Source organism: Pantoea wallisii (assembly GCF_002095485.1).
GTDB lineage: Bacteria > Pseudomonadota > Gammaproteobacteria > Enterobacterales > Enterobacteriaceae > Pantoea > Pantoea wallisii.
This window is the reverse complement of sequence record NZ_MLFS01000025.1, coordinates 33,701-57,373: the sequence shown is the minus strand read 5'-3', so window position 1 is coordinate 57,373 and position 23,673 is coordinate 33,701. Positions and strand designations below refer to the sequence as shown.

20 protein-coding genes, 5 tRNA genes and 2 pseudogenes are annotated in these 23,673 nt (G+C 55.2%); 12 read left to right on the top strand and 15 right to left on the bottom strand.

Features of this window, described 5'->3' with window-relative positions:
• Positions 1-6: 6 nt before the first annotated feature.
• The 10 genes and pseudogenes from HA48_RS10970 to nagB form a co-directional block, all read right to left on the bottom strand.
• A tRNA-Met gene (locus tag HA48_RS10970) sits at positions 7-83 on the bottom strand.
• A 29-nt stretch (positions 84-112) separates the two neighbouring features.
• A tRNA-Gln gene (locus HA48_RS10965) sits at positions 113-187 on the bottom strand.
• A gap of 34 nt (positions 188-221) precedes the next feature.
• Positions 222-295: transfer RNA gene (locus tag HA48_RS10960), tRNA-Gln, on the bottom strand.
• Between the two features lie 20 nt (positions 296-315).
• A tRNA-Leu gene (locus tag HA48_RS10955) sits at positions 316-400 on the bottom strand.
• A gap of 7 nt (positions 401-407) precedes the next feature.
• A tRNA-Met gene (locus HA48_RS10950) sits at positions 408-484 on the bottom strand.
• A gap of 216 nt (positions 485-700) precedes the next feature.
• Positions 701-2,368 (bottom strand): asparagine synthase B, encoded by a 1,668-nt coding sequence (gene asnB / locus HA48_RS10945; protein WP_128601342.1) that lies wholly within the window; start codon positions 2,366-2,368, stop codon positions 701-703.
• 326 nt (positions 2,369-2,694) lie between these two features.
• On the bottom strand, positions 2,695-3,447 hold the full coding sequence (locus HA48_RS10940) for an HAD-IIA family hydrolase (protein WP_034829095.1): 753 nt from the start codon (positions 3,445-3,447) through the stop codon (positions 2,695-2,697).
• Between the two features lie 41 nt (positions 3,448-3,488).
• A complete protein-coding gene (gene nagC / locus HA48_RS10935; RefSeq protein ID WP_128601341.1) occupies positions 3,489-4,709 on the bottom strand; it encodes a DNA-binding transcriptional regulator NagC in 1,221 nt (406 codons plus the stop codon).
• Positions 4,710-4,716: 7 nt separating this feature from the next.
• A complete protein-coding gene (gene nagA / locus HA48_RS10930; RefSeq protein WP_128601340.1) occupies positions 4,717-5,865 on the bottom strand; it encodes an N-acetylglucosamine-6-phosphate deacetylase in 1,149 nt (382 codons plus the stop codon).
• Between the two features lie 60 nt (positions 5,866-5,925).
• Positions 5,926-6,725: pseudogene (gene nagB / locus HA48_RS10925) on the bottom strand (glucosamine-6-phosphate deaminase).
• A gap of 343 nt (positions 6,726-7,068) precedes the next feature.
• Here nagB and nagE point away from each other — a divergent pair.
• The 3 genes from nagE (at position 7,069) to HA48_RS10910 (ending at position 11,549) form a co-directional block, all read left to right on the top strand.
• On the top strand, positions 7,069-9,099 hold the full coding sequence (nagE, locus tag HA48_RS10920; protein WP_128601343.1) for an N-acetylglucosamine-specific PTS transporter subunit IIBC: 2,031 nt from the start codon (positions 7,069-7,071) through the stop codon (positions 9,097-9,099).
• 150 nt (positions 9,100-9,249) lie between these two features.
• The gene (glnS, locus tag HA48_RS10915) at positions 9,250-10,917 is read left to right on the top strand and encodes a glutamine--tRNA ligase (RefSeq protein WP_128601339.1); all 1,668 of its coding nucleotides are present in this window, start codon (positions 9,250-9,252) and stop codon (positions 10,915-10,917) included.
• Positions 10,918-11,153: 236 nt separating this feature from the next.
• Positions 11,154-11,549: a hypothetical protein gene (locus HA48_RS10910; protein ID WP_128601338.1), complete on the top strand. Its 396-nt coding sequence runs from the start codon at positions 11,154-11,156 to the stop codon at positions 11,547-11,549.
• A gap of 56 nt (positions 11,550-11,605) precedes the next feature.
• On the opposite strand, the gene fur is transcribed toward HA48_RS10910, so the two are convergent.
• The 4 genes from fur to ybfF all read right to left on the bottom strand — a co-directional run bounded on the left by fur (position 11,606) and on the right by ybfF (position 14,289).
• A complete protein-coding gene (fur, locus tag HA48_RS10905; RefSeq protein WP_128601337.1) occupies positions 11,606-12,055 on the bottom strand; it encodes a ferric iron uptake transcriptional regulator in 450 nt (149 codons plus the stop codon).
• A 357-nt stretch (positions 12,056-12,412) separates the two neighbouring features.
• Positions 12,413-12,943 (bottom strand): flavodoxin FldA, encoded by a 531-nt coding sequence (gene fldA, locus HA48_RS10900; RefSeq protein ID WP_128601336.1) that lies wholly within the window; start codon positions 12,941-12,943, stop codon positions 12,413-12,415.
• 137 nt (positions 12,944-13,080) lie between these two features.
• Positions 13,081-13,356: a LexA regulated protein gene (gene ybfE, locus HA48_RS10895; protein WP_128601335.1), complete on the bottom strand. Its 276-nt coding sequence runs from the start codon at positions 13,354-13,356 to the stop codon at positions 13,081-13,083.
• Between the two features lie 168 nt (positions 13,357-13,524).
• A complete protein-coding gene (ybfF, locus tag HA48_RS10890) occupies positions 13,525-14,289 on the bottom strand; it encodes an esterase (protein ID WP_128601334.1) in 765 nt (254 codons plus the stop codon).
• A gap of 248 nt (positions 14,290-14,537) precedes the next feature.
• Between ybfF and seqA the strand changes: the two genes are divergently transcribed.
• Positions 14,538-15,077: a replication initiation negative regulator SeqA gene (gene seqA / locus HA48_RS10885; RefSeq protein ID WP_128601333.1), complete on the top strand. Its 540-nt coding sequence runs from the start codon at positions 14,538-14,540 to the stop codon at positions 15,075-15,077.
• A gap of 25 nt (positions 15,078-15,102) precedes the next feature.
• Positions 15,103-16,743 carry a phosphoglucomutase (alpha-D-glucose-1,6-bisphosphate-dependent) gene (gene pgm, locus HA48_RS10880; RefSeq protein WP_128601332.1) on the top strand — a complete coding sequence of 547 codons (1,641 nt, stop codon included), beginning with the start codon at positions 15,103-15,105 and terminating at the stop codon, positions 16,741-16,743.
• Positions 16,744-16,783: 40 nt separating this feature from the next.
• Here pgm and kdpE read toward each other — a convergent pair whose 3' ends face one another.
• Positions 16,784-17,458, bottom strand: a complete 675-nt coding sequence (kdpE, locus tag HA48_RS10875; protein WP_128601331.1) for a two-component system response regulator KdpE — start codon at positions 17,456-17,458, stop codon at positions 16,784-16,786.
• Positions 17,459-17,704: 246 nt separating this feature from the next.
• On the opposite strand from kdpE, the gene HA48_RS10870 reads away from it, so the two are divergent.
• The 7 genes and pseudogenes from HA48_RS10870 (at position 17,705) to pxpA (ending at position 23,664) form a co-directional block, all read left to right on the top strand.
• On the top strand, positions 17,705-17,905 hold the full coding sequence (locus HA48_RS10870) for a DUF2517 family protein (RefSeq protein WP_128601330.1): 201 nt from the start codon (positions 17,705-17,707) through the stop codon (positions 17,903-17,905).
• A 151-nt stretch (positions 17,906-18,056) separates the two neighbouring features.
• Positions 18,057-19,013, top strand: a complete 957-nt coding sequence (locus tag HA48_RS10865) for a YbgA family protein (RefSeq protein ID WP_128601329.1) — start codon at positions 18,057-18,059, stop codon at positions 19,011-19,013.
• 12 nt (positions 19,014-19,025) lie between these two features.
• Positions 19,026-20,453: a deoxyribodipyrimidine photo-lyase gene (gene phrB / locus HA48_RS10860; protein WP_128601328.1), complete on the top strand. Its 1,428-nt coding sequence runs from the start codon at positions 19,026-19,028 to the stop codon at positions 20,451-20,453.
• A gap of 18 nt (positions 20,454-20,471) precedes the next feature.
• Positions 20,472-21,214: pseudogene (locus HA48_RS10855) on the top strand (type 2 GTP cyclohydrolase I).
• 140 nt (positions 21,215-21,354) lie between these two features.
• Positions 21,355-22,011 carry a 5-oxoprolinase subunit PxpB gene (gene pxpB / locus HA48_RS10850; RefSeq protein WP_128601327.1) on the top strand — a complete coding sequence of 219 codons (657 nt, stop codon included), beginning with the start codon at positions 21,355-21,357 and terminating at the stop codon, positions 22,009-22,011.
• A complete protein-coding gene (gene pxpC / locus HA48_RS10845) occupies positions 22,005-22,937 on the top strand; it encodes a 5-oxoprolinase subunit PxpC (protein WP_128601326.1) in 933 nt (310 codons plus the stop codon). Before pxpB ends, pxpC begins: the two co-directional genes overlap by 7 nt.
• Positions 22,927-23,664: a 5-oxoprolinase subunit PxpA gene (gene pxpA, locus HA48_RS10840; protein ID WP_128601325.1), complete on the top strand. Its 738-nt coding sequence runs from the start codon at positions 22,927-22,929 to the stop codon at positions 23,662-23,664. The genes pxpC and pxpA overlap by 11 nt, the downstream gene beginning before the upstream one ends.
• Positions 23,665-23,673 lie beyond the last annotated feature (9 nt).

Sequence of the window (23,673 nt, the reverse complement as noted above, 5' to 3'; positions counted from 1 at the left end):
TTTGTTTGGTGGCTACGACGGGAATCGAACCTGTGACCCCATCATTATGAGTGATGTGCTCTAACCGACTGAGCTACGTAGCCAGATTGTACTGCTTTACTGCATCCGATGATGGCTGGGATACCTGGATTCGAACCAGGGAATGCCGGTATCAAAAACCGGTGCCTTACCGCTTGGCGATATCCCATCTTTCGACTCGTATCCACGAGAGCACATCGGATTGGCTGGGTACCTGGATTCGAACCAGGGAATGCCGGTATCAAAAACCGGTGCCTTACCGCTTGGCGATACCCCATCCGGCTGCCGAGACTGAAATGGTGCGGGAGGCGAGACTTGAACTCGCACACCTTGCGGCGCCAGAACCTAAATCTGGTGCGTCTACCAATTTCGCCACTCCCGCAAAAAGATGGTGGCTACGACGGGAATCGAACCTGTGACCCCATCATTATGAGTGATGTGCTCTAACCAACTGAGCTACGTAGCCATCTTTTTTCGCGTTACCTTCATCGGCGTTGCGGGGCGCATTATGCGTATTGAGCTTTGTAGCGTCAACAAATTTTTTGCCGTTTTTTGCCTTCACGCGCCTGTTTGTCTGGCTTATAACCAGGCTGATGATTTATTCGGCAATTTCCGGGCATCTTCGCGACAATCAGCCCCAAAAGGGGCCGGTTATGGCCCCTTATAACAACAGTGAAACGGCTTATTTGTAGGCGGACTGATGCACGCCAACCGCACGGCCAGAAGGATCATCCATGGATTTGAACGCTTCGTCCCACTCGATCGCTTTTGCTGAAGAGCAGGCGACTGAAGGGCCACCCGGCACGCACTCGGCAGCGCTTGGCAGCGGGAACAGCTCTTCAAAAATCTCACGGTACAGATACGCCTCTTTCGAGCCCGGCGTGTTGTGCGGGAAGCGGAAGTGGGCGGTCGCCAGCTGCTGATCGCTGATCTGCTTCGCCGCGACCTCTTTCAGCGTGTCGATCCAGCTATAGCCCACGCCATCAGAGAACTGTTCTTTCTGCCGCCATGCCACGCTCTCCGGCAGGTAAGAGGAGAAGCACTCACGCAGAATGTGTTTCTCCATTTTACCGTTGCTGCCACACATTTTATCTTCCGGGTTAATGCGCATCGCAACATCCAGGAATTTCTTATCCAGGAACGGCACGCGCGCCTCCACGCCCCAGGCTGACATCGCCTTGTTTGCACGCGCACAGTCAAACATATGCAGCGCCAGCAGCTTGCGCACGTTCTCTTCGTGGAACTCCTGAGCGTTCGGCGCTTTGTGGAAGTAAAGATATCCGCCAAACACTTCGTCTGCGCCCTCGCCAGACAGCACCATCTTGATACCCATCGCCTTGATCTTACGCGACATCAGGTACATGGGCGTTGAGGCACGAATCGTGGTCACATCATAGGTTTCGATGTGGTAAATCACATCACGGATCGCATCCAGACCTTCCTGCACGGTGAAGTGGATCTCGTGATGCACGGTACCGAGATGCTCAGCAACCGACTTCGCGGCTTTGAGATCCGGTGAGCCCTCTAATCCCACGGCGAAAGAGTGCAGCTGCGGCCACCAGGCATCGCTCTTGTCAGCGTCTTCCACACGTTTTGCGGCAAAACGCTTGGTGACGGCTGAGATGATCGAAGAGTCAAGACCGCCAGACAGCAGCACGCCATACGGCACATCAGACATCAGATGGCTCTTCACAGACTCTTCCAGCGCATGCTTCAGGCCAGCGGCATCGGTGCTGTTCTGCGCCACGGCGGCAAAGTCCATCCAGTCACGCTGCCAGTAGCGGCGGATTTCACCGTCGGTGCTGGAGAGGAAGCTCCCCGGCGGGAACTCTTTAATGGTGCGGCATACCGGCACCAGCGCTTTCATCTCAGATGCCACAAACAGGTTGCCGTGCTCATCGTTACCCATGTACAGCGGGATAATCCCGATATGGTCACGGCCAATCAGATACTGCTGCTTCACGCTGTCCCATAGGATGAAAGCGAACATGCCTTGCAGATCGTCAAGGAAATCCACGCCTTTTTCCTGATACAGCGCCAGAATGACTTCGCAGTCAGAACCGGTCTGAAACGCATAGCGATCGCTCAGTTCAGCACGCAGGGCCTGATAGTTATAGATTTCACCGTTTACTGCCAGTACGTGAGTGTGATCTGCGTTGTACAGCGGCTGTGCGCCGTTGTTTACGTCAACGATAGAGAGGCGCTCATGAACCAGAATGGCATTGTCATCTGCATACACACCGGACCAATCCGGGCCACGGTGACGCATCAGACGGGAACACTCCAGCGCTTTTTTGCGCAACTCAACAGGATCGGCTTTCAGATCCAGCACACCAAAAATCGAACACATAACTGACTCCTGATCTCACCCTGCGGCGATAATATTTATTCGTTTGTCCGGCAGCCTGCGCTGCGTGATGTATAAGAAAATGCGCTAATTGATGGTGGTAGCGCAAGTAAAATCATCAAAAGCTGATAAAAAGAGTGTTGCAGGTGCAGTTATATTGAATTTTATATAATTAAATAGTGGTTAAATTAGATGGCATCTAATTTAAGGGCGGTTTTAGTGATGACATGCGTAATTATCAGGCAGGTTAAACAACAGTAAGGGCAGAAAAAAATGGCCCCGCTAACGTATGAAGTCTGCGGAGCCATAAGTGAGGCAGATGAAGCGGTTCAGAACAGGTCGATATCGGCAACCGAAGGGTAGATCCAGTCCGGACGGAACGGCATCGCATCGATGTCGCTCAGCGTAGAGACACCGGAGAGCACCAGAATCGTCTCCAGGCCGGCCTGGAAGCCCGCCAGGATATCGGTACGCAGGTTGTCGCCAACAATGACGGTCTCTTCCGAGTGCGCATGCATCTTATTGAGTGCCGCACGCATGATATAGGGACTGGGTTTGCCCACGTAAAACGGCTTGCGGCCGGAAATGGTCTCAATACCGGCACACAGCGCGCCGCAGGCGGGCACAAAGCCGCGAGCATGCGTATCAGGGTTTGTGGCGATAAACCGGGCACCGTTGGCCACAAAGAACGCCGCTTTGTGCATCATCTCCCAGTTAAATGAGCGGGTCTCACCCACGATAACGAAATCCGGATTGACGTCGGTGATGGTAAAACCAGCTTTGTACAGTTCATGGATCAGCGCGCCTTCGCCAATCACATAGGCCTTTTTCCCCTCCTGGCGACGCAGGAAATCCGCCGTGGCCATGGCTGAAGTATAAAACACCGAGTCCGGCACCTCGACGCCAGCATTGGCGAAGCGGTTTGCCAGGTCCTGCGCGGTTTGGGAAGGGTAGTTGGTCAGCACCACCAGCGGCATCTCTTTCTCAAGAATACGCTGCAGGAACTCATTGGCGCCTTTTACCGCGGTATTGTCGTGCATCAACACGCCGTCGATGTCACAGATTACGCTTTTGATGGTCATAGAGAGTTTCCAGTCGCGCCTGTCAGACGACAGGCTTGCAATTATTCTTCCAGTAAATGCTGCAGCAGAATGCCATTGAGCATGGCGCGTTTTGCCAGGGCAAAAGCCCCAATCGCCGAGCGATGATCCAGTTCAGAGCGCACCACCGGCAGATTTTTACGAAAAGCATTCAGCGCTTGCGTGTTGATACAGCCCTCAATCGCCGGGAACAACACTTTTTCGGCTTCGGTGATCTCACCGGCCAGTACCACTTTTTGCGGGTTAAACAGGTTAATCGCAATCGCAATCGCTTTACCTAAATAGCGGCCGACATACTCGATCACTTCGCAGGCCAGCGCGTCACCCTGATTGGCCGCGCGGCAGATCTGCGGCATCAGGCAGTCGTCCAGCGTCAGCGTGCTGGGATAACCCTGATTCAGCAGGTGCCGCACGCGATTTTCAATCGCGCCGTTGGCGGCGATGGTTTCAAGGCAGCCGAAGTTACCGCAGTGGCAGCGCTCGCCCAGGGGATCCACCTGGATATGACCAATCTCACCTACGTTGCCATTGCTGCCAAGGAAGATGTGTCCGTTAGCGATGATGCCGGCGCCGGTACCGCGGTGTAACCGCACCAGAATGGAGTCTGCGCAGTCGCGGCTTGCACCAAAATAGTGCTCAGCCAGCGCCAGACTGCGAATATCGTGGCCGACAAAACTGGTCACGTTGAAGCGCTTTTTCAGGCTGGAGACCAGCGGCCAGTGGCTGACGGAAATATGCGGCATGTAGCGAATGATGCCGTTAACCGGATCGACCAGGCCGGGCAGAATCACGGCAATGGCGATCAGTTCATGGATTTTACGCTGATGCGCTGCCATGAAGGTGTGGATGGCATTAAATAGCGCATTCTCCAGCGTCTCCTGCGTACGCTCCGGCAGCGGATAATCCTCCTGCGCCAGGGATTTTCCACTGAGATCAAACAGCGTCAGCGTAGCGTCATTACGCCCGAGGCGGATGCCGATAGTATGAAAATGCCGGGATTCGGTGATGATAGAGATGGCGCGGCGCCCACCGGTGGAGGCCTGTTGCTCCACCTCTTTGATGAGGCCGCGCTCAATAAGCTGGCGGGTAATTTTCGTAACACTGGCGGGCGCAAGCTGGCTGAGTTCCGCAATCTGTATGCGCGAAATCGGCCCCTGTTGATCAATCAGCCGATAGACGGCTGCACTGTTAAGTTGTTTGACAAGATCGACATTTCCTATTTGAGTCTGGCCGCCAGTGGTCATTCAGTACTTACTCGCTGAGGACGTTGTCTCCGTTGACGAACGTCTTAGTGATTTGATAATCGCGGGTAAACACAGTGAGGTTGGCGACTTTTCCTGCTTCCACCGTACCAAACTGCTTCTCCACGCCCATTGCCCGGGCCGGATAGAGCGTTGCCATACGCAGTGCTTCATCCAGCGCGATACCGCAGTGCTCCACGCTATTCTGTACCGCTTCAATCATGGTCAGCGCAGAGCCGCTCAGGGTACCGTTTTCATCCACGCACAGGCCGTCGCGATAGTATATTGTTTTGCCTGCAAAAATGAATTTATCGATTGAGGCACCTGCCGGCGCGGTGGCATCGGTCACCAGCACCAGTTTGTCCCCTTTGATACGTTTTGCATTACGCACATTAGCGTAATTGACATGTAAACCATCTGCAATAATGCCGCAGTATACATCAGGCGAATCAAACAGCGCACCGATCACACCAGGCTCGCGTCCGGTAAAGGCTGACATGGCGTTGTAGAGGTGGGTCGCAAACGTAATCCCTGCGCTGATGCCGGCTTTGGCTTGTGCGTAGGTAGCATTAGAGTGACCGGCGGAGACGATAATGCCGGCATCGCGCAGCTGCCTGATCACGTCGCTGCCGGCATTTTCCGGCGCCAGGGTAACTTTGGTGATCACATCCGCGTTCGCACACAGGAAATCCACCAGCGCTGCATCAGGCAGACGGATCAGATCCGGATTGTGCGTGCCTTTCTTCTCTTTGCTCAGCCATGGACCTTCCAGGTGCAGACCAAGCGCCTGATTTGGGTGCTTCGCCAGATAGGCGCGCATGGTTTCAATGGCGCGCTTCATCAGCGCATCCGTGCTGGTGATCAGCGTAGGCAGATAACTGGTACAGCCCGATTTTTCATTGGCGCGCTGCATAATCTCCAGCGTCTCAATGCTCAGGGCGTTGATGTCATCATTAAACTGCACGCCGCCACAGCCGTTCAGCTGTAAGTCGATAAAACCGGGAGCGATGAACGCACCAGCCACGTCTTGCTGTGGGATCGCGGTGTCCAGGGCATCACGCGGGCAAACACGCTCAATCAGCCCGTCAGCGATGACCACGGCATGATTATCCAGAACTTCATGACCGGTAAAAATCCGGCCGTTTACTAATGCGTACATCGTTTCTCTCTCCCGGCTGAGCCTGCTGCCAGCGGGCAGCAGGTTTTCTACAACGTGTTGTTACACACCCTTCATATTTTCCGCTTCCATTTCGCGGAAATATTTCACGGTTTTGACCTTCAGTTCCATCGTGGCAGGTTCATCACACACCACCACGGCTTTTGGATGCAGCTGCAGGCAGCTGATGGTCCACATGTGGTTAACATTGCCTTCAACCGCCGCCTGCAGCGCCTGCGCTTTGACATGACCGGTAACCAGAATCATCACCTCTTCGGCATCCAGCAGCGTACCCACGCCTACGGTCAGAGCATATTTTGGCACCTGATCCACATCACCGTTAAAGAAGCGTGAGTTCGCTACGCGGGTGTCATGCGTCAGGGTTTTAATACGGGTACGGGATGACAGCGAGGAGGCTGGCTCGTTAAAGGCAATGTGGCCGTCGTTGCCTACGCCGCCCATAAACAGGTGAATTTTACCCAGTGCACGAATCTTCTCTTCGTATTGGCGACATTCTGCGTCAATATCTTCGGCATTGCCATTCAGAAGATTGATGTTTTCCGGTTGAATATCAACGTGATCAAAAAAGTTACGGTACATGAAGCTGTGGTAGCTTTCCGGATGCTCTTTTGGCAACCCGACATATTCATCCATATTGAAGGTGATAACGTGTTTGAAACTAACCTGGCCCGCTTTGTGCATCTCAATCAGGTGTTTGTACGCTTCCAGCGGCGTGCCGCCGGTAGGCAGACCCAGCACGAAGGGACGGTCCGGGCCAGGATTAAACGCGTTGATGCGGTTGACAATGTGGCGTGCAGCCATTTACCCACCTGGGTCGGTGTGGCCAAAGGGATCAGTCTCATGTTTTCACCTCAGTTAAGATTGAAAAAGTAAGGGCGCCGTTTCTGGCTCAGATAGCTGCTGTAAAGGGTAACCCGTTTACGCGCAGCTGAGCGGGAAAAGTGCGACCTGATATTTTTCATCATAAAATAAGTTTGTGGTGGTGGCTAGCATTTCGCAGGATAAAACGTCCATTTTGGTGATTGGAATCACAGTTGGCGTGGTTTTAATTTGCGAGGCGAATTAATTTATCTTTACACTGCGCCTCGTGGTGAAGAGTGTCATCAAACTACCGGATGCCGGGATAATAAAATCAACCCGCATCACGGCACAACGCCAGTCTCATAGGGGGAGAATAAGGTGAGTATATTAGGTTATCTGCAAAAGGTCGGCCGTGCGCTTATGGTGCCGGTAGCGACCCTGCCGGCAGCGGCAATCCTGATGGGGGTAGGTTACTGGATCGATCCGGATAGCTGGGGCGCAGGCAATGCGCTGGCGGCACTGCTGATCAAATCCGGTTCCGCTATCATCGATCATATGTCCGTGCTGTTTGCCATTGGTGTGGCTTACGGTATGTCAAAAGATAAAGACGGTGCGGCTGCGCTGACCGGCTTTGTCGGTTTCCTGGTCGTGACAACGCTCTGCTCTCCGGCTGCGGTCGCCATGATTCAAAAAATGCCGATCGAGCAAGTCCCGGCGGCTTTCGGTAAAATTGAGAACCAGTTTGTTGGCATCATGGTCGGTATTCTCTCTGCGGAGATGTACAACCGTTTCAGCCACGTAGAGCTGCCGAAAGCGCTGTCATTCTTCAGCGGCCGTCGTCTGGTGCCGATTCTTGTCTCCTTCCTGATGATTCTGGTTGCTTTCATTCTGATGTACGTCTGGCCGATCATTTTCGGCGGTCTGGTCAGCTTTGGTGAGCACATTCAGAAACTGGGTTCAGTCGGTGCGGGCGTCTATGCGTTCTTCAACCGTCTGCTGATTCCGGTTGGCCTGCACCATGCGCTGAACTCCGTATTCTGGTTCGACGTGGCGGGCATCAACGATATTCCGAAATTCCTCGGCGGTGCGCAGTCCATCGCGAACGGTACCGGTATTCCGGGCATCACCGGTCGTTACCAGGCGGGCTTCTTCCCGATTATGATGTTTGGTCTGCCAGGGGCTGCGCTGGCCATCTACCAGTGCGCGCGTCCGGAAAACCGCGCGAAAGTGGGCGGGATCATGCTGGCGGCCGCGTTTGCTGCCTTCTTCACCGGCATCACCGAGCCGCTGGAGTTCTCCTTCATGTTCGTGGCACCGGTACTGTATGTGATTCATGCTGTGCTGACCGGTATCTCCGTGTTCATCGCCGCCAACATGCAGTGGATTGCCGGCTTTGGCTTCAGTGCCGGCCTGGTGGATATGGTGCTGTCGTCACGTAACCCGCTGGCCGTACACTGGTGGATGCTGATCCCACAGGGCCTGGTCTTCTTTGTTATCTACTACGTGGTGTTCCGTTTCACGATTCAGAAATTCAATCTGCTGACGCCGGGCCGTGAACTCTCTGCAGGCGATGAGACGGACGGCTATGACGTTAACGTTGATCACAGCGGTAACGGTGAAAGCCAGACAGAATCCCTGGCGCGTCGTTATGTCGGTGCGGTAGGCGGGTCTGACAACCTGACCGGAATTGATGCCTGTATCACCCGCCTGCGCCTGAACGTGAAGGATTCCGCTCAGGTTAATGAGAGCGTGGCGAAACGCCTTGGAGCCTCTGGCGTTATCCGTCTGAATAAGCAGAGCGTGCAGATTATCGTTGGTACGCAGGCCGAGAGCATCGCCACGGCCATGAAAACCGTACTGGCAAAAGGGCCGGTTGCAGCGGCGGCAGCGCCTGCAGCAGCACCCGCTGCGGCGAGCGTAGTCCAGCCACAGGCTGTCATGAATAGCGAGAAAAAAGTTATCGCGACGCTGCTGGCGCCGGTCACGGGTGAGATTGTGGCGCTGGAGCAGGTCCCGGATGAAGCGTTTGCCAGCAAAGCGGTAGGTGATGGTCTGGCGATCAAGCCCACCGACAAAACTGTTGTGGCGCCGATTGCAGGCACGGTAGTGAAGATCTTCAATACCAATCACGCGTTCTGCCTCGAAGCTGAAAACGGTGTCGAGATCGTGGTGCACATGGGTCTGGATACGGTCGCGCTGGAGGGTAAAGGCTTTACTCGTCTGGTAGAAGAGGGCGCAACGGTCACCGCAGGTCAGCCGATTCTGGAGATGGATCTGGCGTTCCTGAATACCCACGCGCGCTCAATGATCAGCCCGGTGGTGGTTAGCAACAGCGATGACTTCGCAGGCCTCAATTTGCTGGCGAAAGGTAACGTAGTGGCAGGTGTTACGCCGCTGTATGAAGTGAAAAACTAACCTATTGTCATTGAGTCACAAGGCAGGAAGCGATTCCTGCCTTTTTTGTTTTAAACGACCAACAAACGGTTGTTTCCCTCCGGCGCTTTGTGGATCATACTCCGTTACTTCGTGGTACAAATCACCCGCTATTGTTTTGAGGATTTTGAGATGAGTGAGGCTGAAGCCCGCCCAACGAACTTTATTCGTCAGATCATTGACGAAGATTTGGCGAGCGGTAAGCACAGTAGTGTGCATACCCGTTTCCCGCCTGAGCCCAATGGTTATCTGCATATTGGCCATGCGAAATCGATCTGCCTGAACTTTGGTATCGCGCAAGATTATCAAGGTCAGTGCAACCTGCGCTTCGATGACACCAATCCGGTTAAAGAGGATATGGAGTTCGTTGAATCGATCAAAAATGATGTGCAATGGCTGGGCTTTGAGTGGAGCGGCAACATTCGTTACTCCTCAGACTATTTTGACCAATTATTTAACTACGCCATTGAGCTGATCAATAAAGGCCTGGCGTACGTTGATGAGCTGTCACCGGATCAGATTCGCGAATACCGCGGTACGCTGACGGCACCGGGCAAAAACAGCCCGTACCGTGACCGCAGTGTGGAAGAGAACCTGGCGCTGTTCCAGAAAATGCGTGATGGCGGCTTCGAAGAGGGTAAAGCCTGCCTGCGCGCTAAAATCGACATGGCATCGAACTTCATGGTGATGCGTGATCCGGTGCTGTATCGCATTAAGTTTGCCGATCACCACCAGACAGGCAGCAAGTGGTGCATCTATCCGATGTATGACTTTACACACTGCATCTCTGATGCGATCGAAGGCATTACCCATTCGCTCTGTACGCTGGAGTTCCAGGACAACCGTCGTCTGTACGACTGGGTGCTGGATAACATCTCTATTCCGGTGCATCCGCGTCAGTACGAATTCTCACGCCTGAATCTGGAATACGCGGTGATGTCGAAGCGCAAGCTGACGCAGCTGGTGAGCGAGAAGCTGGTAGAGGGCTGGGATGACCCGCGTATGCTGACCGTTTCTGGTCTGCGTCGTCGTGGTTACAGCGCCGCATCAATTCGTGAGTTCTGCCGCCGTATTGGCGTCACCAAGCAGGACAACATCGTCGAGATGGCGTCACTTGAGTCATGCATCCGTGACGATCTCAACGAAAACGCGCCGCGCGCCATGGCCGTGCTCGATCCGCTGAAAGTGGTGATCGAAAACCTGCCAGCCGGTCACGAAGAGATCATCACGATGCCAAATCATCCGAACAAGCCGGAGATGGGCACGCGTGAGGTGCCCTTCAGCCGTGAGGTGTGGATTGATCGTGCGGACTTCCGTGAAGAGGCCAACAAGCAGTACAAGCGCCTGGTGCTGGGCAAAGAGGTTCGCCTGCGCAACGCTTATGTGATCCGCGCTGAGCGCGTCGCAAAAGATGAAGCGGGCAACATCACCTGTATCTATGCGACCTGTGACGTGGATACGCTGAGCAAAGATCCGGCCGATGGCCGTAAAGTAAAGGGTGTGATTCACTGGGTATCGGCGATTCACGCGCTGCCTGCCGAGATCCGTCTGTATGATCGCTTGTTCAGCGTGCCGAATCCGGGTGCGGCTGAGGACTTCCTCACCACCATCAATCCGAACTCGCTGGAGATCCGGCAGGGCTTCGTTGAGCCAGGCCTGCGTGATGCGGCGGCCACGGCGCCTTACCAGTTCGAACGCGAAGGTTATTTCTGCGCTGACAGTGTTTACTCACAGCCTTCGAAGCTGGTATTCAACCGCACTGTTGGTTTGCGTGATACCTGGGCAAAAGCGGGCGAATAATATCATGGCCGTTTGATGCCATATGATCCGGAAAGGGCGAGCAATCGCCCTTTTTTATTGCCCATAATTCGCAACCGGCAAACGTTTATGCTGCGTTACAACAAACGGAGTAAAATCCGCAGGTTACGACTAATCTGACTTTAATAAATTTAATCCATTTGACCGTGTGTAAAACTTTTTTTCAGGTAGGCTATGCGCTCTCCAACGACGCTCCGCGGGTAATCAAAGGGAAAAAAATGACAAGTCTCGCTCTGGAAGCTAAACACAGCGTGGTGGTTTTACATCAGCTCATTGAACGTATTTTCAATCAGGCGCAGGGCAGTGATGATAGCCTTGAACTGCTGCTGTCGCATTTTCACCCTGAGTTCAGAATGGTGACGCCGCAGGGTAAGCAGCTGGATTTAAATGACACCGAAATACTGTTTCGCACACTGCACGGGCAGCGCGAAGGCATGCGTATCGCGACCAGCGAGCACGCGATCATTTCCCAGCAGCAGCAGGAAGTGACTATTCAGTATCGCGAATTACAGATGATGAACGGCGACAATCAGAGCCGCATCTCACTGGCGGTGCTGGATTGCAGCACGGTGATTCCACGCTGGCGCTATCTGCAGGAGACGCTGGTGGCCTGAGCGCAGACATAAAAACGGTGATGGTCACCGATTTTTATATTGCATAGCACACTCGATTACTGATCGTGGAGCGTATCGTCTTCGCGGCAGTCTCCCAAAGCACAGTGACCATACAGGTACAGACTGTGGTTGCTGAGTTTAATGCCGTGGCGGGTCGCAATCTCACGCTGACGCGTCTCAATTGATTCATCGCTGAATTCGATCACTTTGCCGCAATCCAGGCAGATCAGGTGATCGTGGTGATGCTGCTGCGTCAGTTCGAATACGGATTTACCGCCTTCGAAGTTATGACGGGTTACGATGCCCGCGTCGTCAAACTGGTTAAGAACGCGATATACCGTTGCCAGACCAATCTCTTCGCCCATGTCGATCAGGCGCTTGTACAAATCTTCCGCACTGACATGATGGGACTCGGGTCCTGGTCCCTGAAGCACTTCCAGAATTTTCAGTCTGGGGAGCGTGACTTTCAGGCCAGCCTTCTTCAATGCGGAGTTGTTGTCAGTCATGCGGATAGTGTCCTGTTACTTTGCTGGTTACTTACGGCGCAAAGGCCTTGAATGTTTGATCAACGCACATTCTCATTTGCGTCTCATTATAGGACTCAGGCAGGGAAATGAAAACCGACGAAGGCCGACAATTCCCTGAATGCTGTAAGGGGAAGTGTCGCTGACGTCAACAGGATCGTTAAGATCGGGGTTCCATTTCACTCAGCCTTAATCTGATGACGGAAGAATAAGCGGGTGACCGTTGCGGGTATTCTACAGAATTGCGGGAAAAAGTTAAAAAACCGTAGCTATTATTTTTATAGGAAATTCCGTCACCCTGATGTGAGCCAGTGCCCACATCAGTGAAGTACGGATAAATCAGGCTTCGATGATCTCTTTCAGCTGCAGCTCGTCGAAAATCTGTTTAACCCATTTCTCAACACGGTCATTGGTCAGCTCAGGCTGACGATCTTCGTCGATCGCCAGACCCAGGAAGTGTTTATCATCGGCCAGGCCTTTAGAGGCTTCGAAGTGGTAACCTTCGGTTGGCCAGTGACCCACAATGACTGCGCCGTTTGGCTCAATGATGTCACGGATGGTGCCCATCGCATCGCAGAAGTACTCTGCGTAATCTTCCTGATCGCCGCAGCCGAACAGGGCAACCAGCTTACCGTTGAAGTCAATCTCTTCCAGGGTCGGGAAGAAATCGTCCCAGTCACACTGCGCTTCGCCATAGTACCAGGTCGGGATGCCAAGCAGCAGAATGTCGAACGCTGCAAGATCTTCTTTGGTGCTTTTAGCAATGTCATGCACTTCGGCGACATCTTTACCCAGTTGTTTCTGGATCATTTTTGCAATGTTTTCAGTGTTGCCGGTATCGCTGCCGAAGAAAATGCCTACGATTGCCATGGGTTAAGTAACCTCTTAAATCCTGATTGTGAAAGTAAGTCAGTTGACTACACAGTTATGCGAATGATAGCAGACCGGTGAAAAGGGCGGAACGTGCAAAGCGCTGACTTTGTGTTCCTGCGTGCGGTCTGCGCGCGTTACGACAGTTTGAGCTGCGCCAGCAGCATTTGTTCAATCAATTCACTACGGCTGATGTTCTGCTGCTCGGCCAGCGTGTTCAGCGCATCTACCGCTTCGCCGGACATTTTCAGCTCGACGCGACGCAGCCCGCGCACCTTATCGCGTTTCAGCTGGTTGCGCTTATTAATGCGCAACTGTTCGTCACGCGTGAGCGGACTGGTTTTGGGGCGACCGGGACGCCGCTCATCTGCGAAAAGATCGAGCGTAGTACGGTCTGTCTGTTCTTTTGCCATGGTTTGTGAAACTGAGTGGGCGCGAACGGCGGAAAGGCGCTGCGCGATTTATACATTATCGGCCCCGCCACGGCGAAAAAATCATCCGCGGCAAATTTTTAGCGCGACATCATACTCCAGCGCCCTGCGCGACGCCAACCCTAAACCGCTCGCAGCAAGCTTTTGCTTTTACAGATCAAAAAAGCGGCGAACAGCGCGCAGAACGGCATCGGGTTTTTCCGCATGCACCCAGTGCCCGGCACCGCTGATGACATGCGCGTGCGCCTGCGGGAACTGGCGCAGCAGCGCCTCACGGTGCTGATTGTCCAGATAAGGGGAGTCACCGCCGCGAATAAACAGGGCCGGGTGGGGCCATGGCGGCACCGCTTCCCAGCCGGAGATCGTCGTGTAGTTATCCCAGAGCACCGGCACGTTAAACCGCCATTCGCCCTCGGCGAACGACTTCAGGATAAACTGAATGACCCCTTCCTCCGCCACGTGTGCGCGCATCACAGTGGCGGCTTCACTGCGGCGCGTCACGCCAGCTGCCGTCACTGCACGGATGCCCGCAAAGATCTCATCGTGCCGCCGGGTTTGATAATCCACCGGCGCGATATCAATCAGCACCATTTTCTCAATACGTTCTGGCGCAATAGCGCTCAGCGCCATGGCGATTTTACCGCCCATCGAGTGGCCAATTACCCCCGCACGGGCAATATCATGCGCATCAAGCGTATCAATAATATCCTGCGCCATAGCGTGATAGTTCATCACCTCGCTGCGCCCGGACAGGCCGTGGTTACGCACATCCACCTGCAGGGTAGAGCGCGCATCACGCACGCCGCGCGCCAGTACGCCCAGGTTGTCCAGGCTACCAAACAGCCCGTGGATCAATAAAATCGGGGTCGCGTCAGGAAGAGATTGTTCAGTTTGCAGACGAGCGTTCAAAATCATGGCTAAAGTTCTTACGTTTGAGACCTGGGCTTAGGGTATCATGGATTTACCTGTCCAGGCGCCAGCCGGCCAGGCATTAGGGCATATTCCGACTTTTGCCCGGAAACGATGCCAGCGCTATCGGCTGCCGCGGATTTAACTTTATAATCCTTATGTTAGAGCCAGCTCACATTTTGCATAACCGCGTCTTGCCTGAGCCGTTACACAAATGTGTGGTTCTGCCATTTGCCAGAATTGTACGGAATAAGATGAAAACGATTGAAGTTGACGAAGAACTCTACCGTTATATTGCCAGCCACACGCAGCACATCGGTGAAAGCGCATCAGATATTTTGCGCCGCATGCTGAAGTTCACTGCCGGCCAGAGCCCATTAGCTGCGCCTGCTGCCAGTGCGTCCGTTAAAGATGTGCCATCGGCCCGCAGCGAAGCGCGTCCTCAGGATCGCGTGCGCGCCGTGCGTGAGCTGCTGCTTTCCGACGAGTATGCAGAGCAGAAGAAAGCGGTTAACCGCTTTATGCTGGTGCTGTCAACGCTCTACCGTCTTGATCCGGCTGCGTTTGCTGAAGCCACGGCTTCGCTGCAGGGCCGCACCCGCGTCTATTTCGCGGGCGACGAGCACACGCTGCTGCAAAATGGCACCCATACGAAGCCGAAGCACGTGCCCGGCACCCCGTACTGGGTGATCACCAACACCAATACCGGCCGTAAATGCAGCATGGTGGAGCACATCATGTTAGCCATGCAGTTCCCGCAGGAACTGACAGAGAAAGTTTGCGGCACCATTTAAACTGAAGCGTCAGGGAGAAGCGCCAATGGCCAATCACACCCGTGCCGGGCAGCCTGCCCAGCAGAGCGATTTGATTAACGTTGCACAATTAACTTCGCAGTACTATGTCCTGAAGCCGGATGCGGCAAACCCGGACCATGCGGTGAAATTTGGCACCTCTGGCCATCGCGGTAGCGCGGGACGTCACAGCTTCAACGAAGTGCACATTCTGGCAATCGCTCAGGCGATTGCTGAAGAGCGCAAGAAAAATGGCATTACCGGTCCGTGCTATGTCGGTAAAGATACCCATGCGCTGTCTGAGCCGGCTATCCTGTCGGTACTGGAAGTGCTGGCTGCCAATGGCGTGGACGTCATCGTCCAGCAGGATAATGGCTATACGCCAACGCCTGCCATCTCCAACGCAATCCTTGAGCACAACAAACGTGGCGGCGCGCAGGCCGATGGCATTGTCATTACGCCATCGCACAATCCGCCGGAAGATGGCGGTATCAAATATAACCCGCCTAACGGTGGACCGGCTGATACCAACGTCACCAAAGTGGTTGAAGATCGCGCTAACCAGTTGATCAAAGGCGAGCTGAAGGACGTTAAACGTCTGCCGCTGGATCAGGCGTGGCAGAGCGGCCATATCGTTGAGCAGGATCTGATTCAGCCTTACGTAGAGGGGCTGGCGCAGGTTATCGATTTCCCGGCGATTCAGAAAGCGGGCCTGAAAATCGGTGTCGATCCGCTCGGCGGCTCCGGCATCGCTTACTGGCAGCGCATTGCTGAGCACTACCAGCTGGATCTGACCATTGTTAACGATGCCGTGGATCAGACTTTCCGCTTTATGCACCTGGATAAAGATGGCGTGGTGCGCATGGACTGCTCGTCTGAGTGCGCCATGGCTGGTCTGCTGGCCTATAAAGATAAGTTCGATCTGGCGTTTGGTAACGACCCGGATTACGACCGCCACGGTATCGTCACGCCAGCGGGCCTGATGAATCCGAACCACTATCTGGCGGTAGCGATTAACTATCTGTTCCAGCACCGTCCGCAGTGGGGCAAAGAGGTTGCCGTCGGCAAAACGCTGGTCTCAAGTGCGATGATCGACCGTGTCGTCAACGATATTGGCCGTAAGCTGGTGGAAGTGCCGGTAGGCTTTAAGTGGTTTGTTGATGGACTGTTTGACGGCAGCTTCGGCTTTGGCGGTGAAGAGAGCGCGGGTGCCTCCTTCCTGCGTTTCGATGGCTCTGCGTGGTCTACTGACAAAGACGGTATCATCCTGTGCCTGCTGGCCGCAGAAATTACAGCGGTTACCGGTAAGAACCCGCAGCAGCATTATGATGAACTGGCCGCGCGCTTTGGTGCGCCAAGCTATAACCGTCTGCAGGCACCGGCCACCTCTGCACAGAAAGCCGCGCTGTCGAAGCTGTCGCCAGAGATGGTGAGCGCGGATACGCTGGCAGGCGATCCGATCACTGCGCGTCTGACTGCAGCGCCAGGCAACGGTGCATCAATTGGCGGACTCAAGGTGATGACCGAAAACGGTTGGTTTGCCGCGCGTCCATCCGGCACTGAAGATGCCTACAAAATTTACTGCGAAAGTTTCCTCGGCGCTGAGCATCGCCAGCAGATCGAGAAAGAAGCAGTGGAAATTGTCAGCGAAGTACTGAAAAACGCCTGATTAGGCGCACGCTAAATAAGGCCGCTGATGCGGCCTTTTTTTATGGCATAAAGCGGTAGCCGATGCCGGTTTCCGTCAGCAAATGGCTCGGCTGGGTAGGATTTTTCTCCAGCTTCTGGCGTAAATGCCCCATATAGATACGCAGATAGTGACTGTGCTCTACCGCATTCGGGCCCCACACTTGATTCAGCAGCTGGCGCTGGGTCAGCACTTTTCCGGCATTGTTCAGCAGCAGACTCAACAGGCGAAACTCCGTCGGCGTTAAATGCACCTCCTCGCCATTACGCACTACGCGCCGCGCCGCGAGATCAACGCTTACCGCGCCAAACTGCACCAGCGGCTCCGGCTGGCTGCGCTGATGTCGGCGCAGCGCTACGCGCACGCGTGCCAGTAGCTCACCGATGCCAAATGGCTTGGTAAGGTAGTCGTCTGCGCCCGCATCCAGCGCGTCGATTTTGTCCTGCTCATCGCTGCGCGCCGACAGCACAATCACGGGCATTGTGCTCCACTGGCGAACTTCACGAATAAAATCGTTGCCGTCGCCGTCGGGCAGACCCAGATCGAGAATCACCAGATCGGGTTTACGCGTAGCCGCTTCGATCAGGCCACGCTGCAGCTGTTCCGCTTCTACTATCTTCAGGCCTTCGCTCTCCAGCGCCAGGCGCACGAAACGGCGAATCTCCTTTTCATCTTCCACGATCAAGATGGTCGTCACGCTGACTCCTGCGGCAAAAAAGATTAACGCGCTACTTTAGCAATAAAGCGTATCGGCGTCCGTTATGTAATTGGCAACCCGGAACAAGCGTATTATTCACAACCCTGTAACTTAATTTCAACGCCGACGCAATGCGGTGGAAAAAAGCACAAAATAGTGGTCGGATGAGTAGTAAAATTACACAATCGGGCGTAATATCTGCTGTAGATCACATTTCAAAAGCAAATTTACCACGAGGAGGCAATGATGTATCAGGCATATCCACGCTACAAAGTCGTGCTGCGTCGTGTACTGGTGGTATTCATCGGTTTACTGGCGTTGCCGGTAATGCTGTTCCGCCAGGATCGCGCGCGTTTTTACAGTTATCTGCACCGTATGTGGTGTAAAACCAGCGACAAGCCAGTATGGCTGGCGCAGTCAGAAGCGGCTGGCGGCCTCTACTGGTAAACAGCAGACTCGCACTTGAAACCCGGCGACTTCCCGTGAAGCGCCGGTTTTTTTTGTCTAAAATTATGGCTGACACCCCTCTGAAACGCTGTTATCCCGCTGCATTTCAGCTACACTTAAACCTCTACAAAATTTTGGAGGTTGTACAAGTATGAGCGAGAAGATTCCTGTAGGTATCAGTGCTTGCCTGCTCGGGGATAGCGTCCGATTCGATGGCGGCCATAAGCGTTTTGCCTTTGCAACTGACGAACTCGCGCCATTTGTGCGCTTTGAACCTGTCTGTCCGGAGATGGCGATTGGCCTGCCCACGCCGCGTCCGGCGCTGCGTCTGGTGAAGCAGGGCGATGAGCAGATCCACCTCTGCTTCAGTAAAGACGGCGGCGAAGAGCTGACGGATGAGATGACGCGCTGGTCTGCTGAACGCGTGAAATCGCTGCATCATCTCTGCGGTTACCTGCTGTGTGCCAAATCACCCAGCTGTGGGCTGGAGCGCGTGCGCGTCTACGAGCCAGATACCAATAACAACCGCAAAGCGGGTACCGGCATCTTTACCGCTTTCCTGCAAAAGGAGATGCCCTGGCTGCCGCTGGAGGAGGATGGACGTCTGCACGATCACGCCATCCGCGAGAACTTCATGGCGCGCGTCTACGCGCTGCACGAGTTCAACGAGATGTGGCGCAGTGGTCTGACGCGTCACAAACTGATTGAATTCCACAGCCGCTACAAGCTGCTACTGCTATCCCATGCGCAGGATGAATACCGCGAACTGGGCCGTTTTGTGGCGGCAATGCCACAGTGGGATTCGCTGGACGATTACGCATTTGAGTACCGTAATCGTCTGATGCACCTGATGTCACACAAGGCGTCACGCCGCAATCACACCAATGTTTTGATGCATGTGCAGGGATACTTCCGCCCGCAGCTTAGCTCACCGCAGCGTCAGGAGCTGGCGCAACTGATTGATCGCTACCGCTGCGGTCTGCAACCTCTGCTGGCACCGATTACGATGCTCAAGCACTACATGGCAGAGTATCCGCATCCGTGGCTGGCCCAGCAGCGCTACTTTGATCCCTATCCGGAAGCGCTGCGACTGCGCTACGGCCAATAACTGCGGAATCTTATGACCACCCATTTAGTCTGGCTGCGCAACGACCTGCGTATCAACGACAATAGCGCTCTGGCCGCAGCCTGCCGCGACAATAACGCTGAGGTGCTGGCACTCTTCATCGCCACGCCCGGCCAGTGGCAGCAGCATGATATGGCGGCCAAACAGGCCGCCTTCCTCCATCAGAATCTCTGTTTACTGCAGGCATCGCTGGCAGATCGCGGCATCAAGCTGCACTACCATCAGTGTGATGACTTTGCCGCTTCGGTCGATTATCTCGAGACATTCTGTCAGCAGCACAATATTGATGCGCTGTATTACAATTATCAGTACGAGATCAATGAACGCGAACGTGACGCGGCGGCAGAGAAGCGACTTGATGCCCGCGGTGTGATTTGCCAGGGCTTCGATGACAGCCTGCTGTTGCCGCCCGGCAGCGTTCAGACCGGCAGCAACAGTATGTTCAAAGTGTTCACGCCGTTCAGTAAAGCCTTTGTCCGACGCCTGCACCAGGGCTTACCGGAGTGCCATCATGCGCCAAAAGCGCGCGAGGGTGCGCCCTTCAGCATCAGGGAAAAAATTCCTGCTTTTGACTATCCGCTGGAAGAGTTTGATACATCGCTGTTCCCGCCCGGTGAAGAGGCAGCACTTACGCAATTGCGTCACTTTGCGCGCCAGCACGTCGCGCACTACCCCGAGCGACGCGATATGCCGGCAATGGATGGTACCAGCCGGTTATCGCCCTATCTGGCAATCGGTGTGCTATCGCCGCGCCAGTGCCTGCACCGTATTCTGAAAGAGCATCCGGAGGCGCTCAACGGTGGCAGCGCTTTTCAGTGGCTCAACGAGCTGATCTGGCGGGAGTTCTACCGTCATCTGCTGGTGGCCTTTCCGGCGCTGTGTAAACACCAGCCCTTTATTGCGTGGACGCACAAGGTGCCATGGCAAAAGAATGAGGCCCACTTTAAAGCCTGGCAGCAGGGGCAAACCGGCTACCCGATTGTTGATGCCGCCATGCGCCAGATGAATACGCTGGGCTGGATGCATAATCGCCTGCGCATGATTACCGCCAGTTTCCTGGTGAAAGATCTGCTGATTGACTGGCACGACGGCGAGCGCTACTTCATGCAGAAACTGCTGGACGGCGACCTGGCTGCAAACAATGGCGGCTGGCAGTGGGCGGCATCCACCGGTACTGACGCCGCGCCTTACTTCCGCATTTTCAATCCCACGACGCAGGGCGAGCGCTTTGATAAAGACGGAACATTTATTCGTCAGTGGCTGCCTGAACTTAAAGAGGTGCCGGATAGCGATATCCATCAGCCGCATCTCTGGGCGCAAAAAAATAACAGGAAACTCGATTATCCGGCGCCAATCGTGGAACATAAGGCAGCACGTAAAAAGACATTAGAGGCCTTCGAGCGCGCACGCAGCGCGGCCTGAGGCGCTCAGGGAGCAGTGATGAATAATTTCGAGTTAGAACAGATTGTCAATCAGCAGTTAAATAGCGGCGCGTTTAGCGATTACGCGCCGAACGGTTTACAGGTGGAAGGACGGTCAGAGGTGAAAACCGTGATCACCGGCGTGACGGCCTGCCAGGCGCTGCTGGACGAAGCGGTAAAGCGGAAGGCAGATGCTGTGCTGGTGCACCACGGCTACTTCTGGAAAAGTGAAGCTCCGGTTATTAAGGGCATGAAGCGCCAGCGTCTGCGCACTCTGCTGGCGAACGATATTAACCTGTACGGCTGGCATCTGCCGCTTGATGCCCATCCGCAGCTGGGCAATAACGCGCAGCTGGCGCAGCTGTTTGATATCGATGTGAAAGGGGAGGTTCAGCGCTGGTGCCGTGGGGCGAGCTGGCAGAACCGTTGAGCGGACCGGCTCTGGCAGAAAAAATAGCCCATCGTCTGGGCCGTCAGCCTTTGCACTGCGGGGATAACGCGCCCTCTCTGATCAAGCGCGTGGCCTGGTGCAGCGGCGGCGGTCAGGGCTTTATTGATAGCGCGGCGGCCTTTGGCGTTGATGCGTTTATTACCGGTGAAGTCTCTGAGCAGACCATTCACAGCGCGCGTGAGCAGGGGCTGCACTTCTTTGCGGCCGGCCACCATGCTACGGAACGCGGCGGTATCAAAGCGCTGGGTGAGTGGCTGGCGCAGCACTACGCCCTCGATGTTACCTTTATTGATATTGCTAATCCTGCCTGATTTTTCCTCACTGGCGTCCTGAGTGCACACCCGGGACGCAAATCGGTTGACACATCTCCGCCACTTTCGCATAACTTATTGCCCTTTCGTGTCGCAAAAATTTGTAACGACATGACTGTTTGATAACCAGGAGGTGGGTTTTGCAACGAGCACGTTGTTATCTGCTCGGTGAGCGAGCGGTAGTTCTCGAGCTGGAGCCGCCGGTTTCGCTCGCCAGTCAGCAGCGTATCTGGGGATTGTGTCAGCGATTACAACAAAACGAGCAGGTACAGGAAGCGATTCCTGGCATGAACAATCTGACGCTGCTGCTGCGCGATCCGCAGCTGAAGGCGCTGGACGCCATTGAACGTCTGCAGCGCTGGTGGGAAGAGAGCGAGGCGCAGATACCGCCATCGCGGCTGGTCGAAATTCCCGTGGTATATGGCGGTGAGGCCGGGCCCGATCTGGCGGAGGTTGCCGAACGCGCCGGCATGACGCCAAAGCAGGTGGTTGAACTGCACAGTGCCACTGATTACGTGGTCTATTTCATCGGCTTTCAGCCGGGCTTCCCTTATCTTGGCGGTCTTGACGAGCGTCTGCACACGCCGCGCCGGGCGGAACCACGCGTGGTAGTACCGGCTGGCTCTGTGGGCATCGGCGGCAGCCAGACTGGTATTTACCCTTTGGCCGCACCGGGCGGCTGGCAGTTGATCGGACATACGCCGCTCAGCCTGTTTGATCCGGACGCGCAGCCGCCAACGCTTTTACGGCCTGGCGATAGCGTGCGCTTCGTACCGCAAAAGGAGGGCATATGTTAAAAATTTTGCGTGCCGGATTGATGACATCCGTGCAGGATCGCGGCCGTCACGGCTGGCGGCAGTATGGCATCAGTCTGAGCGGGGCGCTTGATGAGCCCTCCATGCGTACCGCGAATATGCTGGTGGGCAATGCCGAAAACAGTGCGGTGCTGGAGATTGTGCTTGGCCAGTTTAAAGCTGAATTCCGCCGTGACGGCTGGTTTGCGTTAACCGGTGCCGGCTGTAATGCCGAACTGGATGGCAAACCGGTGTGGACCGGCTGGCGTCTGCCGGTGAAAAAAGGGCAGGTGCTGAGTTTATCCATGCCGGTCAGCGGCATGCGCAGTTATCTGGCAGTGAATGGCGGCTTCGCCATTGAGGAGAGGCTGGGCTCACACAGCACCGATCTGAAAGCGGGCTTTGGCGGCTGGCAGGGCCGGAAACTGCAGGATGGCGATACGCTGCCGCTCGGCAAGCCGACGCGTAGCTTTACGCAGAAAGCGGGTGTGCGTCAGTTGCTGTGGGGCAACCGCATCCGTGCGTTAGCCGGCCCCGAGTACAGTGAGTTCACCCGCGAAGCGCAGGAGGGGTTCTGGCGCATCCCCTGGAAGCTGAGCCCGCAGAGTAACCGCATGGGCTACCGGTTACAGGGGCGCAACTTGCAGCGTACCGCAACGCGCGATTTACTGTCGCACGGCTTAGTGCCTGGCGTGGTGCAGGTGCCGCCGAACGGTCAGCCGATTGTGCTGATGGCCGATGCACAGACCACCGGCGGCTATCCGCGTATCGCCTGCATCATTGAAGCCGATCTCTACCAGCTGGCGCAGATTCGCCTGGGTGAGCCCATTCACTTTATTCACTGCACGCTGGAAGAGGCGCTGCTGGCTAAACAGCAGCAGCAGCGTTCGTTAGAGCAGATTGCCTGGGGGCTGAGCCATGAAAATTGATCTTAATGCCGATCTCGGTGAGGGCAGCGGCAGCGATCGTGAGCTGCTGTCACTGGTCAGTTCCGCCAATATCGCCTGTGGTTTTCATGCCGGCGATGCCGAAACCATGCTGCAATCGGTACGCTGGGCCAAAGCCTGCGGCGTAGCGATTGGTGCACATCCGGCCTTTCCCGATCGCGAAAACTTTGGTCGCACCGCTATGCAGCTGCCGCCAGAGACAGTTTATGCGCAGATGATCTACCAGATCGGCGCGCTGAAGAGCATCGCGGAGAGCGAAGGTGAGAAGCTGGTGCACGTTAAACCGCATGGCATGCTGTATAACCAGGCGGCGGGCGATGCGCAGCTGGCGGACGCTATTGCCCGGGCGGTAAAGGCGGTCGATCCGGGGCTGATTCTGGTTGGACTGGCGGGCAGCGCCTCTATTGCGGCGGCAGCGCACCATGGCCTGCGCACGCGTGAAGAGGTGTTTGCCGATCGCGGCTATCTGGCAAACGGTGCGCTGGTACCGCGCAGCCAGCCGGGGGCGATGATAGAAGAGGCTGACCAGGCGCTGGCGCAGACGCTGACCATGGTGCAGCAGCGCCAGGTGCAGAGTATCAGTGGCGAATGGGTCAAGGTGAATGCCGAAACCGTGTGTCTGCACGGCGATGGCGCGCACGCACTGCAGTTTGCCCGCACGCTGCGTGCCGCTTTTGAGACCCATCAGATTGCGGTGACCAGCACATAATAATTGACT

Excerpts from the sequence above, each read along its gene's own strand:
- HA48_RS10940 (WP_034829095.1), bottom strand. The coding sequence starts at position 3,447 with ATGACCATCAAAAGCGTAATCTGTGACATCGACGGCGTGTTGATGCAC.
- pxpA (WP_128601325.1), top strand. The coding sequence starts at position 22,927 with ATGAAAATTGATCTTAATGCCGATCTCGGTGAGGGCAGCGGCAGCGAT.
- fur (WP_128601337.1), bottom strand. The coding sequence starts at position 12,055 with ATGACTGACAACAACTCCGCATTGAAGAAGGCTGGCCTGAAAGTCACG.
- pxpC (WP_128601326.1), top strand. The coding sequence starts at position 22,005 with ATGTTAAAAATTTTGCGTGCCGGATTGATGACATCCGTGCAGGATCGC.
- nagC (WP_128601341.1), bottom strand. The coding sequence starts at position 4,709 with ATGACCACTGGCGGCCAGACTCAAATAGGAAATGTCGATCTTGTCAAA.
- asnB (WP_128601342.1), bottom strand. The coding sequence starts at position 2,368 with ATGTGTTCGATTTTTGGTGTGCTGGATCTGAAAGCCGATCCTGTTGAG.
- seqA (WP_128601333.1), top strand. The coding sequence starts at position 14,538 with ATGAAAACGATTGAAGTTGACGAAGAACTCTACCGTTATATTGCCAGC.
- glnS (WP_128601339.1), top strand. The coding sequence starts at position 9,250 with ATGAGTGAGGCTGAAGCCCGCCCAACGAACTTTATTCGTCAGATCATT.
- HA48_RS10910 (WP_128601338.1), top strand. The coding sequence starts at position 11,154 with ATGACAAGTCTCGCTCTGGAAGCTAAACACAGCGTGGTGGTTTTACAT.
- ybfE (WP_128601335.1), bottom strand. The coding sequence starts at position 13,356 with ATGGCAAAAGAACAGACAGACCGTACTACGCTCGATCTTTTCGCAGAT.
- ybfF (WP_128601334.1), bottom strand. The coding sequence starts at position 14,289 with ATGATTTTGAACGCTCGTCTGCAAACTGAACAATCTCTTCCTGACGCG.
- nagA (WP_128601340.1), bottom strand. The coding sequence starts at position 5,865 with ATGTACGCATTAGTAAACGGCCGGATTTTTACCGGTCATGAAGTTCTG.
- fldA (WP_128601336.1), bottom strand. The coding sequence starts at position 12,943 with ATGGCAATCGTAGGCATTTTCTTCGGCAGCGATACCGGCAACACTGAA.
- HA48_RS10870 (WP_128601330.1), top strand. The coding sequence starts at position 17,705 with ATGTATCAGGCATATCCACGCTACAAAGTCGTGCTGCGTCGTGTACTG.
- pgm (WP_128601332.1), top strand. The coding sequence starts at position 15,103 with ATGGCCAATCACACCCGTGCCGGGCAGCCTGCCCAGCAGAGCGATTTG.
- HA48_RS10865 (WP_128601329.1), top strand. The coding sequence starts at position 18,057 with ATGAGCGAGAAGATTCCTGTAGGTATCAGTGCTTGCCTGCTCGGGGAT.
- phrB (WP_128601328.1), top strand. The coding sequence starts at position 19,026 with ATGACCACCCATTTAGTCTGGCTGCGCAACGACCTGCGTATCAACGAC.